This is a genomic window from Imperialibacter sp. (assembly GCF_040222815.1).
Classification (GTDB): domain Bacteria; phylum Bacteroidota; class Bacteroidia; order Cytophagales; family Cyclobacteriaceae; genus Imperialibacter.
In genome coordinates this window covers 74,281-91,765 of record NZ_JAVKCH010000036.1, presented here as the reverse complement: position 1 = coordinate 91,765, position 17,485 = coordinate 74,281, and the positions used below count along the sequence as shown (strand labels likewise).

At 46.8% G+C, this 17,485-nt stretch carries 12 protein-coding genes; 6 read left to right on the top strand and 6 right to left on the bottom strand.

Features of this window, described 5'->3' with window-relative positions; genetic code table 11:
- Nucleotides 1-8 precede the first annotated feature (8 nt).
- On the top strand, nt 9-149 hold the full coding sequence (locus RIF36_RS17615) for a hypothetical protein (RefSeq protein WP_350123162.1): 141 nt from the start codon (nt 9-11) through the stop codon (nt 147-149).
- A gap of 47 nt (nt 150-196) precedes the next feature.
- Here RIF36_RS17615 and RIF36_RS17610 read toward each other — a convergent pair whose 3' ends face one another.
- Nucleotides 197-592: a (R)-mandelonitrile lyase gene (locus RIF36_RS17610; RefSeq protein ID WP_350123165.1), complete on the bottom strand. Its 396-nt coding sequence runs from the start codon at nt 590-592 to the stop codon at nt 197-199.
- Between the two features lie 160 nt (nt 593-752).
- Complete coding sequence (locus RIF36_RS17605) at nt 753-3,302, bottom strand: zinc-dependent metalloprotease (protein ID WP_350123168.1); 2,550 nt, start codon at nt 3,300-3,302, stop codon at nt 753-755.
- Nucleotides 3,303-3,489: 187 nt separating this feature from the next.
- Here RIF36_RS17605 and yiaK point away from each other — a divergent pair, with 187 nt between their 5' ends.
- The 5 genes from yiaK to RIF36_RS17580 all read left to right on the top strand — a co-directional run bounded on the left by yiaK (nt 3,490) and on the right by RIF36_RS17580 (nt 8,641).
- A complete protein-coding gene (gene yiaK / locus RIF36_RS17600) occupies nt 3,490-4,494 on the top strand; it encodes a 3-dehydro-L-gulonate 2-dehydrogenase (protein WP_350123170.1) in 1,005 nt (334 codons plus the stop codon).
- A 115-nt stretch (nt 4,495-4,609) separates the two neighbouring features.
- Complete coding sequence (locus RIF36_RS17595) at nt 4,610-6,097, top strand: hypothetical protein (protein WP_350123173.1); 1,488 nt, start codon at nt 4,610-4,612, stop codon at nt 6,095-6,097.
- Nucleotides 6,098-6,216: 119 nt separating this feature from the next.
- Nucleotides 6,217-6,732, top strand: a complete 516-nt coding sequence (locus RIF36_RS17590) for a GNAT family N-acetyltransferase (RefSeq protein ID WP_350123176.1) — start codon at nt 6,217-6,219, stop codon at nt 6,730-6,732.
- 133 nt (nt 6,733-6,865) lie between these two features.
- Nucleotides 6,866-7,684 carry a hypothetical protein gene (locus tag RIF36_RS17585; protein WP_350123179.1) on the top strand — a complete coding sequence of 273 codons (819 nt, stop codon included), beginning with the start codon at nt 6,866-6,868 and terminating at the stop codon, nt 7,682-7,684.
- A 57-nt stretch (nt 7,685-7,741) separates the two neighbouring features.
- On the top strand, nt 7,742-8,641 hold the full coding sequence (locus tag RIF36_RS17580) for a helix-turn-helix domain-containing protein (protein WP_350123182.1): 900 nt from the start codon (nt 7,742-7,744) through the stop codon (nt 8,639-8,641).
- Nucleotides 8,642-8,741: 100 nt separating this feature from the next.
- Here RIF36_RS17580 and RIF36_RS17575 read toward each other — a convergent pair whose 3' ends face one another.
- The 4 genes from RIF36_RS17575 to RIF36_RS17560 form a co-directional block, all read right to left on the bottom strand.
- Nucleotides 8,742-11,174: an alpha-L-rhamnosidase-related protein gene (locus RIF36_RS17575; RefSeq protein WP_350123185.1), complete on the bottom strand. Its 2,433-nt coding sequence runs from the start codon at nt 11,172-11,174 to the stop codon at nt 8,742-8,744.
- Nucleotides 11,175-11,382: 208 nt separating this feature from the next.
- The gene (locus tag RIF36_RS17570) at nt 11,383-12,885 is read right to left on the bottom strand and encodes a RagB/SusD family nutrient uptake outer membrane protein (protein ID WP_350123188.1); all 1,503 of its coding nucleotides are present in this window, start codon (nt 12,883-12,885) and stop codon (nt 11,383-11,385) included.
- A gap of 41 nt (nt 12,886-12,926) precedes the next feature.
- Complete coding sequence (locus RIF36_RS17565; RefSeq protein WP_350123191.1) at nt 12,927-16,046, bottom strand: SusC/RagA family TonB-linked outer membrane protein; 3,120 nt, start codon at nt 16,044-16,046, stop codon at nt 12,927-12,929.
- Between the two features lie 389 nt (nt 16,047-16,435).
- Nucleotides 16,436-17,467 carry a GntR family transcriptional regulator gene (locus tag RIF36_RS17560; RefSeq protein ID WP_350123194.1) on the bottom strand — a complete coding sequence of 344 codons (1,032 nt, stop codon included), beginning with the start codon at nt 17,465-17,467 and terminating at the stop codon, nt 16,436-16,438.
- Nucleotides 17,468-17,485 lie beyond the last annotated feature (18 nt).

Below are 17,485 nucleotides of genomic sequence, written 5' to 3'. Positions count from 1 at the left end.
AACCTCCGATGACCATCGATCCCAACAATCCAATCGTTCAACTATGCGCCGAGGGAATGAACCTGGAAGGAGAAGGCAAGAGAGCTGAAGCCGCCGAAACCTTTGTGCGTGCCACGCTCTTCGGAATTTGCAATTCCGAAGCCCTATAGTAGGGTCTGTGATCCGGTAAAAAAACTTTTCAGACCATACCTCCCTGTTACCGTTGATATTGCTCTTCTGTCACTTTCTCCATCCAGTCGACCGCTTTGCCATTCAGTTGCTCATGTACTGCTATATGTGTCATCGCCGTGGTGGCGGTAGCCCCATGCCAGTGCTTTTCGCCGGGGGCAAACCAGATGACATCCCCAGGCCGAACTTTTTCCACCGGACCTCCCTCCTTCTGCACCCAACCGCAGCCGAAAGTAATGATCAAAGTTTGTCCCAATGGATGCGTATGCCAGGCTGTTCGTGCCCCTGGCTCGAAAGTAACGCTGGCACCCGCCACACGTGCCGGCGCATCAGCCTGAAACATCGGGTCAATGCGCACTACACCAGTAAACCAATCTTCGGCCCCTTTGGTACTCGGTTGTGATCCTGCTCTTTTAATTTCCACGGCTATCTCCTTCTGTTTTTAATGCGGGGTCATTGTAAAAACAATTTGGATGATCAGTGTCATGAAACACTAACCACTTGGTTTGCCATCCAAATCAAAAAAACCGTTTCAGTCCATATGCCACGGATCAAAACGGTTTCTCCTACTTGCTTAATATTCCTTACTTCGGATCCAGCGCCTGCTCAATGCGTTTTCTCAAATCGGCAATGTGGTATTTGCTTACCTGATCCGCTGAACCGGTGGCGGCTGAGCTTAGCCATCCTTTAATACGCTCCAAATGCCCTCTTGCCAGCGACGGAACGTCGGTCTGACCAAGGTCAACCTTGCGACTGTCGAAAGCGTAGCCAGCACCATTGGGGATAGAACGAACAGTCACCTCACCGGGCTCCAGCAGCTTGATCAGCTCGTCAACGTAAATCTTCTGAAGGTTTCGACGATTGACCGTGATGTTGTTGCGGGAACGCACTTCAGACAAAATGCTGGCAGACAGGTCGGTGAACAGGTCATCAACAGAATAATTGTTGGGGCTTTGAGCACTGGTTTCAATCAACCGTACCAACCGGTCACCTTCGAGTAGTCTCGTAACGCCATATTCCTGTAGCGCCGACACAGACTCTACACCAGACTCCGGCTTGATCTTATTCAGCACCGACTGATCCATTAGCCAGGTAGGCGTAGTAAACAACTGCTTGCTCAGGAAGTTGATGGCATCTTTTTGCAGCGCCTTTGGCACCACTTCATACACGGGGCCCTCCATGTCGTAGGTCTTCGGCGAATCGTAAATACCACCCACGTTCTTGATCACGTGGCCCATATAGCGACGGTACTGACTCAGCACATTCCTGTAAATTTCTTCCAGTTCCTTATACGCTTCTCCATCCTCGGCGCTCCATTCAATGAGCGAGGGCATCAGCCTTTTCAGGTTTTCAATGCCATAGTCCGACGCCTTCATCGCATTGTCGCCCAGGTCTTCCGTCTGGTAGCGGGGGTCGTAGGGGCTTATTTCGGTGCCAAACCACAGCCTCCTGCTCTTGTAGGCTTCTTTCGTCCATGCGTTCAAGGTGGCTTTTGCCTGTTCTTCAGTTACGTCATCACCGAAGTAACTATAACCCCACTTGATCGCCCAAACGTCGTAGTCACCTATTCTAGGGAATAAATCCGTAACACCATCGCCGGGCTGCGCTACATAGTTGAAGCGGGCATAGTCCATGATGGAAGACGTATGACCATTTTGCGCTACCCAATCTTTGTCTCTCAGCTTCTCCACCGGCGTGGCTGAGCTGGCTCCCATGTTGTGGCGGAGGCCCAGCGTATGCCCTACCTCGTGCGACGACACGAAACGAACCAGCTGCCCCATTAGCTCGTCGGAAAACTCTTTGGAGCGTGCGTTTGGATCGACCGCTGCTGCCTGTATCATGTACCAGTTACGCAGCAGGCGCATCACGTTGTGGTACCAACCGATATGACTTTCAATGATTTCGCCGGTTCGTGGGTCGTGCACATTGGGGCCATAGGCATTTTGAATATCGGCGGCAAAATACCTGATCACAGAGTACCTGGCGTCCTCCAGGCTCATCGTGGTATCGTCTTCAGGCCAGTATTCTCCCCTGATGGCATTTTTCCACCCGGCAGCCTCGAAAGCAATATTCCAGTCATCTACCCCCTGCTTGAGGAAGGGACGCCATTTCTCAGGCGTGGCCGGGTCGATATAGTACACAATGGGCTTTTTTGGTTCAATCAACTCGCCGTTCTTCTGCCTGGCTGCATCGTCGGCATTTTTTGGTTCCAATCTCCAGCGAACTGCGAAAATATCCTCATCGGCCTTTTGCGACTCTTCTTCAAACAGCGAGTACTGGTTGTAGAAATAACCCACCCTGTAATCGAATGGTCGCTTACGCATAGGGTTGGAAGGCAGCAGTACAAACGAGGTGTTCAATTCAAGCGTGACCACTCCTACCCCTACCGAGGCTGGAAAATAGGTGGTGCGTGGTCCTGTCGACGGCCCTGACTCCCGCTTGGGTGGATTGACACCGAAGGTCTTTATCGTGCGAATTTCTGTATTAGTCGGGTAAGTCGATATTCTTTCAATGAATGAGGCTTCCTTTTTGATGCTGGAAATATTGTATTCCTGCTTCGTTCTCGGGTCGACCGAAAAGGCTTGATTGTCGCCATCGAAAGTCGAGGTCACGTCTATCACGTAAACCGAGTCTTTCTTCAGCGCTTCTATCTTGAATGCCCCAATGATGGGTGCTGCATTGGAGTTGGCCACGGCACGAAACATGGGACTTAAGCTGTCGGGGCTCATCATCACATAGGTAATAGAGCGCAGCAGAATGTTGTCGTCGGGGCCTTTTTCCCACCTCACTACCTGCTCGTTTACCTCTTCCCCACCGAACACATCGCCGCCGGCGGCAGTCTTCGTGTAGCGGGTAATCGCCATCAGCTCCTTACCGAAAAGTGCCTCAGGAATTTCGAAGTAGTACTTGTCTTTCTTCTGATGCACCGTCATCAAACCTTTACTTGTCGTAAAAGTGCTGTCGATGAACTTTGCATAAGGCTTAGGGCCCTTGTCTTTGTCATCGTCCTTTTTGGCGGGTGTCACCTTTTCTGTGTCTTTGCCCTTGTTCTTTTTCCTGGATTTCTGAGCGTTGGCGGTGCCAAAGCCTATGGCAAGCACAACTGCCAGCATGAGCGGGAGTAATCGTTTCATTTTGGGTTAATTAGATTAGTCTTATTTTGAAGGGGGGAAGATAGCGACAAAAGTCTTTTTGTCGCTACTATATTTTACTAAAAGGGGCCAGGAATTGTATCTTGGGGACTGCAATCTCAGGGTTTTCTCGGTGTTTTCGGATGTCTCAAAGCCCTGGATTCACCGCTAACAAAAGTCAGAAAAAGCTATGCGTATACCATCAGGGCAAATGCAGGAAGTGCTCCACAAGCTGTTCATCAAATACCAATTTTCGGAAGAAAAAGCCCACATCTTGGCAAAAGCCCATACCGACAGCACACTCTGCGGCGTCAATTCACATGGGATCAACCGGGTACCGCTGTTCATTAGCTACGTTGAAAAAGGATCGGTAAAAGTGGACGCCGAAGCCGAAAAAGCGGAAACCTTTGGCAGCATCGAAAGGTGGGATGGCCACTTTGGCTCCGGCGTTATTAATGCAACAAAGTGCACCAACCGGGCCATTGAGTTGGCCAAGCTGCATGGCATGGGGCTGGTAGCGGTGCGCAACACCAATCACTGGATGCGAGGTGGCACGTACGGCTGGCAGGCTGCGGAAGCTGGCTGCATTTCTATTCTCTTTACCAATACCCAGCCCAATATGCCACCCTGGGGCGGTAAAGACAGCCGAACCGGTAACAATCCGTTCGTAGTATCCATACCAAGACCCGAGGGGCACGTGGTGCTGGACATGGCGCTGTCTCAGTTTGCCTTTGGTAAGATCAACGACTACAAACTCAAAGGCGAAAAGCTACCCTTTCCCGGAGGCTGGGACGACAACGACGAGCTATCGAACGACCCTGAAAAGATCCTGGCAAAAGAACGTGGACTGCCCATAGGCTACTGGAAGGGGTCGGCGCTCTCCATGGTTTTAGATATGCTGGCCACGCTGCTATCGGCAGGAGATTCTACCTACAGGGTAAGCCTGAGGGACTATGAAACCGGAATTTCGCAGGTATTTCTTTGCATCTACCCTGAAGTATTCAACGACAAAAGCCTGCAGGAAAAGCTCCTCAACGAAATCATTGACTACACACACAACGTGGAGCCTATGCATCAGGGCGACAAAACCTACTATCCGGGCGAGCGGGCCTTACAAACCCGAGCCAGCAATCTCAAAGATGGGATACCCGTCAGCGACGAAGTTTGGCAAACTGTGCTGGCGCTTTTGGGGTAGACGTAGGCCAGTCTTTCCCTTTAAAAGAATATGGAAAAGTTTGACTTTTACCCGCTATTAGGTGAACTTATTATATCATTCACTCTTGCCAGTGGACTGAAAAACCTACTTTTGGATGAACAAACTGCTCTTGTTCGCTATTTTTTGTCTCTGCCCATTCGCTGTGGCTATGGCGCAGCTTTTTCCCCTAAAAAAAGAAAAACAGGTTAGCACCCGACTTGAACAACCCGGAAGAATTGAATTCGAAATTGCCAACGCCAACTATCAGAACTATATAGTAACAGGATGCGAAAAAGAAGGGCTTTTCATTTGTCACAAAACAGAGTATAAAGACAAGGACGGTTACAATTGGGAGTTCATACGGCTCGACACCACACTAGGTATTGTTTGGCAAAAAGACATGCATTTGCCGTTCGGCAGCCGCATTACCGACCACGACTACCAGCCGGGATTTATCAATTACCTGATCAGAGAAAAAGAGTATAAACAGGAGGAATTGGTATTGCTAAGAGTCAACCTGGAAAACGGCGACACTTCCCGGTTCTACATCAATACGGTGATACCAATGGTTCCCACGCAATTTCATGTGGTGGGCAACACACTGTTAATGGGTGTGTACACTGACTACAAGCCATTTATTTTCAGGTATAACCTTATTGATAAGTTACCACAGATTATTCCCGGCCTTTACAACGACTACGGCGAGATTCTAAGAATTACTACCGACGACAGGCTAAGGATTTTCACGGTGACCATGAGCGAACGCAAGCCTTATTTACGAACGACAGTCTCTGTCAGGTCTTTTTCCGAGGGCGGCGATATGATGCGCAATATTCACCTGGAACCAGATGAATCGAAGAGTTTGCTAAATGGAGCACCCACTAACCCAGAGCTGGATCGCCAGTTTGTGGCCGGCACCTATGCACATCAACGACTAACCTATTCGAGCGGCCTTTACATCGCCAGGTTGAGCAACAGCAGCCAGCAGCGCATCGACTACTTCGACTACAGCGAGCTTGATCACTTTTTTTCCTATTTGTCGACTGGAAGAGAAAGGCGCATCAGAGAGAGGGCCAACCAGAAAAAAGTCCTGGGCCAGCAACCACGATTCCACTATCGGCTACTCTTGCACGATATTATCCCAAATGGCAACTACTACACCGTCTTTGGCGAAGCCTACTACCCCAGCTATTCCTTTGGATACCACTACACCCATGCTGTGGTGATGACATTCGACCGCCTGGGTAACTTCCTCTGGGACAGCTCGTTCGAAATCAACGATGTCACCACCTTTGGCGCCAGAGACCTGGTGCACGTAGGCACCAAGGGCGACGAAACAGTCCTATTGTACCTTTACGACAATACCATCCGCTCAAAAGTGCTAAAGGAAGACAAAATCATTGAGGGCAAAACCTTCAACGACATCTCCCTGACCTTTGAAGATGATGAGTCGTGGGGTGGCAGGAATCAAGTAGGAAACCTGAGCAGGTGGTTTGGCACGACCTTTTACACTTATGGGATTCGGGACATTGAAAACCTGCATAGCGAAGAAGCAGGCTACTACCGGCAGGTGTTTTACATCAATAAAGTTGCTTACAGATAATATGCTCATAGTTACCTGCCCTGGGGCACATTGAGTGGACACCCCATGAAGCCCGCCGGATCAACCCGTTCCCGAACCAAAAGTATAGGTGTCCACAAGAGTAAAGAAATCACTGTAAAATGACTGAAAGAGGCCATATAAAGCTCAGAATCGCCACCATACAAGACCTCCCTCTCCTGCTTCACTGGGATGAACAACCACATGTAATAGCTTCCGACCCCGACGATGAGTGGGGATGGGAAAGCGAGTTGAAGAAAACGCCTCCCTGGCGGGAGCAACTCATTGCCGAGCTGGATGGCAGGCCCATTGGCTTTGTTCAAATCATCGATCCTGAGAAGGAAGAATCACACTATTGGGGCGATGTGCCACCCAACCTTCGGGCCATTGACATCTGGATTGGGGAGCAAACCGATTTGGGAAAAGGTTATGGCACCGAAATGATGAGGCAGGCTATCAACCGCTGTTTCAATGATCCGGAGGTAACGGCCGTTCTGATTGACCCGCTGGCCACCAATGTCGATGCCATTCGTTTTTATGAACGTCTCGGCTTTCAGTTTGTGGAAGACCGGATCTTCGACACCAGCCTCTGCAAGGTATATCAGCTTACCAGGAAGCATTGGCTAACAATGTGCTGATAGGAATCGGGGCGGGGAATCACTCACCATCTGCTGTTTGATTTTCGTAACTATTGCTTTGATTTACATTATCCCAAGTTTCTGGTTTGAAGTACCTTTGCATCAGACAATTACCAACACACCTATCCTACCAATGCATTCTATCTACCTCAGGAAACAATCACGGATCGAATACTTTGAGTTTCGGTTTTTCGCCTCCCTCATCATTGTCTTACTCCTTGTTATTGCAAGTCGAATAACCTTTGCACAGGAGGCCGACAGCACAAACCGGGCTGGCCATTTGAGCGGTGCTGTAACCGCCACTAACAACGGCATTTCGCTACTTCCTGCATTTTCGCTGGGCAGGCCCGCATTGATATTTGACATGAATGTGGGAAAAAAAAGACTGACGTTTGAGCCACAGCTCAGGTTTGCCATGACAGGCAGGCCATGGTCCTTCATCTTTTGGTGGAGATACAAAATAATTACCGGAGACAAATTCAAGCTGCATGTGGGAGCACATCCTGCTTTCACCTTCCAGTTTGACGATTATCCGGTAAACGGCGTGCCTACTACCCTTATGATCAGCCGACAGTTTGCCGCAGGCGAAATTGTGCCACGATATACCATCAATAAAAAAGTTACTGTGGGGCTATACTATTTGCAGGCACACGGTTTTCAGCCTGAGGGAACCCAGAATACCTATTTCTTTGCTACTCAGGCCAGTTTCTCAGAGGTAAGGCTTGGGCCAAAACTTTTGTTCGGCGCCAGTCCGCAGCTCTATTACCTGCAAATGGACGATAACCGTGGGTACTACGCCAGCTCCACCTTCAGCCTTGCACTAAAGGGTTTTCCCTTGTCGCTTCAGTCGATAATGAGCCAGTCGATTGACACCGAGCTGGCTGGAAAAGATTTTATCTGGAACATCAGCCTGGTGTACTCGTTTGGTAAGGAGTATAGTGAAAAGGATTAAGTTTATTGGCAATCTGCACTTGCCAATAAATGTTCGAATTTTGTAATTGAAAGAACAATGGACAACATTGAAAGCCTCGAAGAGTTTTATAAACGGAAGTTTGAGTGGCTGCCGGAAAACATCCGGAAGGACATTGGGCATTTCAATATGTTTGAACTGGAGCCTTTTGTGGCAGGCAAAGCTACGGCTATCCCCTACCGCAGGCGTGATTTTTACAAGATCATGCTGGTGAGAGGGGGCAGTCGTGTACACTACGCCGACAAAGTAGTGGAGGTGAAAAAACAGGCTTTATCGTTTTCCAATCCAAAAATTCCCTACAAATGGGAGCACCTCGATAGGATAGGTGGTGGTGTATACTGCATTTTCAATCCTGTCTTCTTTACTCAGTTTGGTCAATTTGCACATTATGAGGTATTTCAACCCAACAGCGACCACATTTTTGAGCTAACAGATGAGCAGGCTGAGCAGGTAAATGGTGTGTTTGAACGAATCCGCAGTGAGTTCAACTCAGACTACAAGTATAAATACGACGCCATTCGCAACCTTATTTTTGAGCTATTGCACTTTGCATTAAAGCTTCAACCCACTTCGCAAATAGATGCGCAGCCACTCAATGCCTCCAACAGAATCTCGATGCTGTTTACCGAACTGCTTGAGAGGCAGTTCCCTATTGACGACTCACACCATGCCATTGGCCTGCGCACTGCCTCCGAATTTGCCGAGCAGCTCAACGTGCATGTCAATCACCTGAACAGGGCAGTGAAAGAAACCACGCAGAAAACCACTTCACAAGTGATTGCCGACCGGCTGCTACAGGAAGCGATGGTGCTGCTGCGCCACAGTAACTGGAGTGTGTCGGAAATCGCCTTCGCTCTCGGCTTCAAGGAAGTCACTCACTTTAACAATTTTTTCAAGAAGCATACCCAAACAAGTCCGCTGAAATTCAGGAAGATTTGAAGCGCTTTCCCCGACTATATCGAAGAAAAGGCGGCAGAGGGGTCTCTGCCGCCTTTTTGCTCGTGATACTTCGCTGTGAAAAGCCAAATTAGAAGTCAGCTTACAACTTCAGGCTATTTGCTCCTCCTTTGAGCTCATGTTCCTTCCCTTTCCACACGAATATGCCTGACGTGTTTCCTGGGAGGTTGATATCAGCAGTTAACGCACCCTTCTTAATGGAATAAGCCACTGTGAGTTTCCCTTTCGGATGTGGCATCTCTCCACTAATATCTGTCAACGTACCCAGGTGAGGTTCAATTCTCACTTTGGAAAAACCAGGGCCGTCACTATCAATGCCAAGGATGATCCGGTAAAACTCCACGTTGGGGCTTGATCCCCACGCATGACAGTCGGACCGTGAGGTGGCTACCTCCGACGTTTCAGCCCAGGTGGTTAGCCCTAAATTGATATTTTCTCTCCATTTATCCAGCCATGAAAGATAATCGTTTCCGTAACCGGCTTTGGTTAAAGCCTGGTGCAGATAGAATTTGAAATAAATGGTAGCTGGGGCCAGCGAAGCATCTGACATAAGACCTTTTGCCACGGTGATTGCTTCCTCGCCTTCCACCACTCCTGCAAGAATGGCTAGTGAATTAGCATGCTGAGAAAAAAGGTCCTTTGTTTCAGTGTCAGCGAAAAGTCCTTTGTCTGCCACCCAATACTTTTTCCGGATAGTTTCCTTCAATTGTTTAGCACGTGATAGATAAAGCTGCGACAGGTCTTTCAATCCCAAGGCTGCTTCTAGGTCCGCTGCCTGTTGATACACCCAAGCCAGCTGAATATCAAGCACTGCTGATTCGCCATTTTTACCGATGGGAGCCATACCGAAATCCCAGCCATCGTGGGTTGTCCAATCAGTAAACAACCAATAAGGAAGGTTTTTAAGGGATCCATCCGCTGTTTGGTACCTTTCAAAAAAGGACATTACCTGACGAGCACCCGGTAGAAGTCCCTTGATGAAGCTGGGATCCTTGCCATATCGGTAGTAATCGTGCATCATGGCCACCCACCACAATGAAAACGTTGTTATCTGCTGGTCAAGATCAGTCGGGTATCGGCTCAGTGTTATGCCTTCTGCTAACCGAGAATGATCCATCAGCGTAAGTGCCTGCTTTACCAGTCTATCGTCATTTGTATTGTACATTGTCACAAGCGCCTGAATTCTGGCATCGCCTATATATTGCAACTGCTCATAGTAAGGACAGTCCATATACGTCTCGAAGGCGCATAACTGCGCAGTTCGCCAGCCTATGTCCACCATTTGCCCCATTTCAGCATTTGCAACATCAAGTTTTGAATTCTTAACAAAGGGGTATCCAGTGAATGTGCCGTAGATATCATCAATCACCAATGGCTCGCTTCCTGTATAAATCTTCAGCTTAATGTAACGGTAAGTCCGCCACCATAGAGGTGAATACTCCTGATTAGCCTTGCCATTGGAAACCACACTGTCAGTTTTCCCAATAAATAATTTACCTTCAACCTCATTTCTATTGTCTTTGCTTAGCCTTGGGAAAGGCCCCCGCTGTTCGCCTTCCATAGGCGTGTAAAGCGCTTCTGCATACCCCATGGCAAAGCTGGCGTTCTTGCCGCCGCTGAATTTTATCGTCGGATATCCATTCGTTAAAGCTCCCTGGTCCAACAACAGAGTGGCTTTTGAATTGGCGGGTATAGTTACCTTGTTAGGAGTTGCTGGAAATCCTTTAGGTACCTGCACTCCTTCGGCTATTCTGGTTGACTTGAGTCGCTCAACTGTCATAGCCATCTGTGGCAATGGTGACGGTACCAGCATCCAACCCATGGCATTTACTGCAGCATCTTTTGTGACACTGGGGCCAATTGCTCTGGCACTTCCCCAGGCTGAATCATCCAAATCTTTTTGTCGCCAGCCGCTCACATGTTTATTCATGTCGACGAATTCAGAAGGCCCGGCCACATAATAGCCAGGAACCCTTACCGGCAACGGTTGGTAACTATTGTCTTTGATTGCCTTCCAGCTATTGTCTGTGTTGATAACTTCTGAAGATTCTGAATCCCCCTGAAGCACGAAAGCTGTCAGGTAGGTGATCTGGGCCTCACCTTTATTTGGCCCATCATTCCAGACCACAGCAGCAACTGTGTTTTCCCCTTCTGCCAAATAAGGGGCAAGGTCAACAGTTTCAAAATTCCAGAAATACAGGTCGCCTCTTGCAGGGCCCTGCGACACCAAATTGTCGTTGACGTACAGTTTATACCTGTTGTCGGCAGAAACATGAACGATGAATGACGAGGGCTTCTGAGGCAGGGTAAAGCGCTTCCTAAATTTAAAAACGCCATACTCCTTTAAAGTTTGATCTGACCTTACCATCCACCGGTTGAGGGGAGCTCCCGGACCAGTAATCCATTGGGCTTTCCAGGGTTTTTGCATCAGTTCTTCCCTGACCTGACGGGCCGACAACGTCGATGAAAGTACGCATATTATTACGGCAACTACTATGTGAAATTTCTTGCTCATGATATTGTTTGGGTTGTAATCTAAACTATCCGTTTTTCCAATGTGACCGAAATAAAAAGTCACCAAACTTCGCCTTCTTTTTTTTACTAAGGAAATTAAAGAGGCCACCTACATTGTCGGCAGCCTCTAACCTACTTAAACTACATTTTTAAATAGTTTTACTGTGCTATTAGGCGCATGTATATATCTAATGTCCAAGCGTAAACGATTAGAAATTAGGACTTAACAAGGCTTCATCAGCAGGTAGCGGAAACGTTAGGTCAATTGACGTGAAAGCAGAAGGAACAGGCGCTTGACCAGCTGGAAAATAGTAGTTCTCCGGGTTCGCCTTAACACTAGCACCAAACGCCGTCATAACGGCAACTGCTCTTCCAGTTCTCACCAGGTCTAACCATCTTTTGTTTTCAAACGCTAGCTCAACTCTTCTTTCGTTAAAAATGGCATCACGCAAGCCTGATGTTGAGATTATATCGCTAAGTCCAGCCCGGCCTCTCACCTGGTTCAGGAAAGGCAGTGCTTCAGCAGACTTTCCCTGCTCATCCAGTGCCTCCGCCAGCAATAACAGCACTTCGGCATAACGATAGATTGGCCAGTTATCATCTGTTAATCCTGCTGTGGCGTGGGGATGCAGGTACTTAAGAATAAATGGATAGTCAACACCGCCTGCTTTTGCCGTGCCAATGGAGGCAGCCTTTCTTTCATCGTCGGCTTCATAAGCAGCGATGATCTCCGGGGATGGTATGTTGTATCCCTGTTGTACTAACCCGTTCACAGCGGCAGGTGCCACGCCGTAGTTCGCCATGGTTTCGGTTAACTCTCCCGCTGTAATTGGCATGGGGAAGAATGAGTAAACGAAGTTGCTTGAGTACCCGTCCTGACCTTGTCGATATTGAACTTCAAAAACTGATTCAGAGTTATTCTTGTTGGATGTCAAAAACACATCGCCATAGTTAGCAACAAGAGCGTATTCACCCGAGTTAACCACTTCCTTGAGAATCGTTTCTGCCGCACTCCAATTCTTCAGCACAACATGCACATTTCCCAGCAAGGTTTTTGCAGCACCCGATGTAGCACGTCCGAGCTCCTGATCAGCTTTGCCGGGAAGCAACGAAGCAGCCTCCGTAGCATCGGCAATGATCTGGTCGTAAATAACATCTACCTCAGAAAGGGGAAGGGCAACATCATCAAGAGATGTTGAAGGAACAAGATGCAAGGGAAGCTTACCGAAATATTGAACAAGGTCAAAATAAGACAAGGCCCTTAAAAACAATGCCTGACCTTTAAGGTTGTCCTTTGCTGCAGGATCAAATGTTACACCGTCTATACTGCTTAGTACCTGGTTGGCCCTGGCAATCACCAAATAATAGCCACGGTACTTATTTAACACCGCTGAATTAGTAGGAATTACTGTAAAGTCCGCCACATTTTCCTGGTCAATTGTCGCTCGAAAATTCGGGTTGTATTTATACCGGGTATTGTCAGAGTGCATCTCACCCATAAGCCAGGAACCTGTTGCTGCATTACCTCCACTGTTAAATAAGCCTCGAAGAGGAGCATAGGTGCCATTCACCGCCTTCTCAAAATCACTTTGTGACTGAAAGAATGTAGCCGAAGTCAAGTTCGTTTCGGAAGGCAATTCAAGGAAGTCGCTGCACGAACTAAATCCGAGCATGAGAAATCCAGTTAATATCAGATAATTTATATTTTTCATGGTTGTTCTCTTTTGTTTGTTTGACATGATCCTCAATTCCATCATTTGAATGTAGCGTTTAGACCAAATGTGTAAGTCATCGGAACTGGGAAGGTAGCCCAGTCGAAGCCTGTATTAAGAGCGCTTACTGCTGCCTGGCTTCCACCCTGAGCGGCACTTACTTCTGGATTAGGACCTCTGTACTTCGTAAAACGGTGAAGGTTCTGACCACTTGCATATAATCTCACATTGCTAATGAAAGCCCACTTAACAGGGACAGTATAACCTAATGTTATGTTTCTGATGGTAATATTGGAGCCATCACTAATGAATCGTGAGTGGAACCAGTCACGCTCATTCGCTGTGCCGCTGGTTGTTTTGCCATATTTACCCGCTCCTGGGTTGTCCTCAGATCTCCATCTGTCTTTTACCTCTCTGAGTACATTGAATACCCCATCAAGATTGGTTGTACCCTGGTCCGTCATTACAGCAACACTATTGCCTTGTGTACCCGAAAGCACCACTGTCAGGTCGAAGTTATTGTACGTCACGTTATTCGTGATTCCGAACACAGTAGTAGGAAAAGGGTTACCAATATAGGTTCTGTCGTCGTTGTCTCCACCATAGGTGATCACACCATCACCATTAACGTCGCGGAATTTCACGGTGCCAACCTGAGAAGCCGCAGCCTTTGGAGAACTATCATAGTCCTGTTGATTAACATACACACCTTCTTGCACCAAGCCCCAGAACTGACCAACTCTTTGACCCACCTCTGTTAAAGTAGCATATGCGCCCTGGCCACCATAGATTCTATCCACACCGTCTGACAAGGCAACTACTTTGTTGTCGTTAAACGAAATATTGAAATTGGTATTCCATTTTACGGCTCCTACCGTATTTCTTGTGCTTACAGTAAACTCATGGCCCCAAAATTTTAGCTCACCTATGTTGCCGGTAAAGGTTGAAAAGCCCGATTCTTGAGGAATGGCTACATTGTAGAGTAGGTTGGTTGTATTCTTATTATAGAAGTCGTACACAAAGTTGATTCTATTATCAAACAAGCCAACATCCAGGCCGAAATCAAACGCTTTGGTAGTCTCCCATCCCAGGTTGCTATTGCCTAAAGTTGTCAGACTCGCACCAGGAGCAAGATTTGAACCGAAAATAGCATTTGTAGTGGTGCTTACAGTTGCATATTGTGTGTAGTTACCAATATTATTATTACCAACTGTGCCATAGCTCACTCTCATTTTTAGGGCAGAAATCTGCGGGATGGTATTCATAAAATCCTCGTCTGTTACATTCCAGCCTGCGGAAACTGACGGGAATGCACCCCATTTGTTGTCTGCTCCAAATCTGGAAGAACCGTCCCGTCGCAAAGCAAAAGAAACAAGATACTTACCCTTATAGCTGTAATTTGCACGTGCCAGATAAGATAGTAAACTCCATTCCTGCACATCGTCGAAAGTTTGTGTCCTGTCTATGTTAGCGGCAGTTTGAACAGTTTGAATGCGATTGTCCGGCAGGTCGGTCATCCTCAACTGCGAGAAATCTCTACTGTATTTTTGCGATGTAAAACCTCCTAATAGATCTATTTTATGATCACCAAAGGCAGTGTTGTAAGTAAGAATGTTTTCATTCAGCCAGGAATAGTAACGAGTTTCGTTGCTGAATGACGTTGAGATGGCAGGAAGTGGTGGGCCAAACAACGCCTCTGCGGCGGTAGTAGGTTTGAAATTCGCAAAGCTAGTATTTCCAATATCTGCGTTTACACTTGTCTTGAAGTTAAGGCCTTTTAGAATTTCAAACTCCAAAAATGCATTCGATATCAACCGGGTTGTAGTCGACTCATTTGTAATTTCTTTGAGCGATCTGTACCAGTTGGGTGTAGTAAAAGCACTTACTCCTGGAATAAATGCCGTCATCGGTAAAGATCCATCTGGGTTCTTATAAGGAAGGATAGGCCAGGTAAGTAGGGCATTATTAAGCAGACCTCCAGGTGCAGTAACACCTATATTTGACGCATAGAACGCCCCATCCGAACTCGGCGTTTTGTCATTTGAGTACAAGGGAGCTGCATTAAAACCTACTTTTATCCTGTCATTTAACTTAAAGTCTGTATTAACTCGCAAAGAATAGCGTGTATAGTTAGAGTTCTGTAGAACGCCATCTTGATTGAAGTAGCCAAGAACGGCGGAGGCAGAAGCCTTGTCATTGCCTGAGTTGAGGGAAACGCTGTGGTTTTGAATCGGTGCTGTGCGCAGCATTCCACCATACCAATCATACCCTTCGCCATATTGCGATGGGTTTTGAAATGCGGGATCTGGAGTTTGTCCTAAATCCTCTGCCGATTCTTTCCTAAACTGGGCAAACTCCTGGCCGTTCATCATCTCAGGCCTGCCTTTCTGAGGGACAGCTTGAAAACCATAATAGCTAGAAAAACCAACATTTGTCTGTCCATCTTTAGCTCTTTTTGTTGTCACCAGAACAACACCATTGGCAGCCCTTGAACCGTACAACGACGTCGATGCGGCATCTTTCAATACCGTAATACTTTCCACTTCATCAGGATTAATATTGCTGATATCACCAACAATCGGAAAGCCATCGACTACATAGAGAGGGTCGCTTCCTGCCACCAGTGAAATCTGTCCACGTATTCGAACTTGCATCCCCTGGCCTGGCTTTCCTGTGTTTTGGTTGATTTGGACGCCCGTGACCTGACCTTGCATTTTTTGAGTAATCTGTGACACTGGCATGTCCTTAAATTTCTCCGCATCCAGCTGCTGCACAGATCCTGTAACATCTCTAGCGATCTGGGAGCCATAGCCAACTACTACCACCTCGTTAAGGGTTTTCAGGTCAAGTTCAAGCACTACATCCACTGTACTTCTGGCGCCAACCACAACCTCCTGTGTAGCGTAGCCAATAAAAGAAAACACTAATGTTTCATTCGCATTTTCCAATGCCAGAGAGTACGCTCCGTTGGCATCAGTAGTGGTACCCCGTGAAGTACCCTTCACGATTACATTGACTCCGGGAATCCCCTGACCATTGGCCTCTGAAACCAAGCCGGATACAGTCGAATTCTGAGCCAAAGCTCCATTGATACATAGCAATAACAACATTATCGTTGACAGCCATGATCTTGTAGTTTTTTCGGTAAAAGCTTTCTTCATAACAATTTAATTGGGTGAAAAAATTATTTAATCGAATTTGCAAACGTTTGCAAAAGGGACCATCATGGCCTATCATGCGCTGTGATGAACCATATTGAACTGTACTGAACTGTACTGAACTAGAACTATGTTCTTAAAAAAATGCAATTCCACACTTCAAAATGCAGTCCAATTGAAACAGAGTGAAAGAATTGAAGAAATAGCACAGGAAAATTTACAGTTTATCAAACTGGCCGTCACTTTGTCCCGGGCCAAAAACCGCTTTTGAATTTGATGAACGAACAAAAAAAGAGGATAGTCGGTAATCCGTTTTTCATCAAAAGCAGTGTCGATCATTGCCTTTTTTTAGAGTGGGAGGGCCAATACAAAAAAAACAGACTTTAAACGGGCTAAAGAGAACTTCTAATGGTTAGATGGAAGGGAACTTCAAAGTGCTCTCTGTGGTTAGTGAGTATCATTTCCGCAGCTTTTTGTCCCATCATGGTGAAGTCCGTCGAAATGGTGGTGATACCGTTCAGGATAATCCTTTTAAGAGGTGTCTCATTGTAAGAAATGACGCCAACATCTTTTCCTACTTGAAGTTTTGAGTTGATGATCTTTTCAATGAGAACGACAAGATCGTCTTCCATCAGATTGATATATGCCTCGTTGCTGGAAATTGGTTCGTCAGCTATCCAATTGACCACCTTGCCCTCAAAGGCGTACTTGTCGCAAAAACTACGGAATCCTTTTAGTATCTCATGTGGGAAATAGGAGTAGCTGGGAAATATTATTTTAAGCGTTCGGTACTTGGAAAGTTGCGGGAGTGACTGACTGAGCGCATCAAAAATGTCCTTTTCGAAGTTTTCAAAAACAGCGCCGAACTTGCCGGTCACTTTAGGCGGAAGCTTGTCCAGAAGGATTAATTTCTCTTTATCTATTGTGTTGATGATTTCATGAGCGTTTTCTCCTCCCTCAATAAAATGTGGTATGATCACATAATGGGTGTAACCGTCTTTTTTGGAGGAAACGAGCTTTTTAAAAAATGAAAAATCATTATCGTAAATGTAAAAATCAATGGCGGCTTGGTGATTGAGACAAGTGGCAATGGAGTCGTAAATAATCTTCTTATGTGTGCTTAACTTATTAAAAAGGAGGAATACACGCAGGCTCTGATTAACATCATCATTGCATATAAAGTAGCCTTTTCCGGGCACTGACCCCAATACTCCTAGCTCTTTTAAGTATTTATAGCCTCTTGCTGCAGTATCCCTGGATATTTCAAAATCAAAACTAAGCTCACTCAAAGAAGGAAGCACCTGGTCCTTCTTGATATGGCCCTGCCGCACAGCATCGATGATCGAGTTGGCCAATTGCTGATATTTGGGAGTGGCCGACTGTTCGTCGAGTACTATATAAGGATATATAACCGAACTGTTCATCGTTTTAGGGTATCCCAG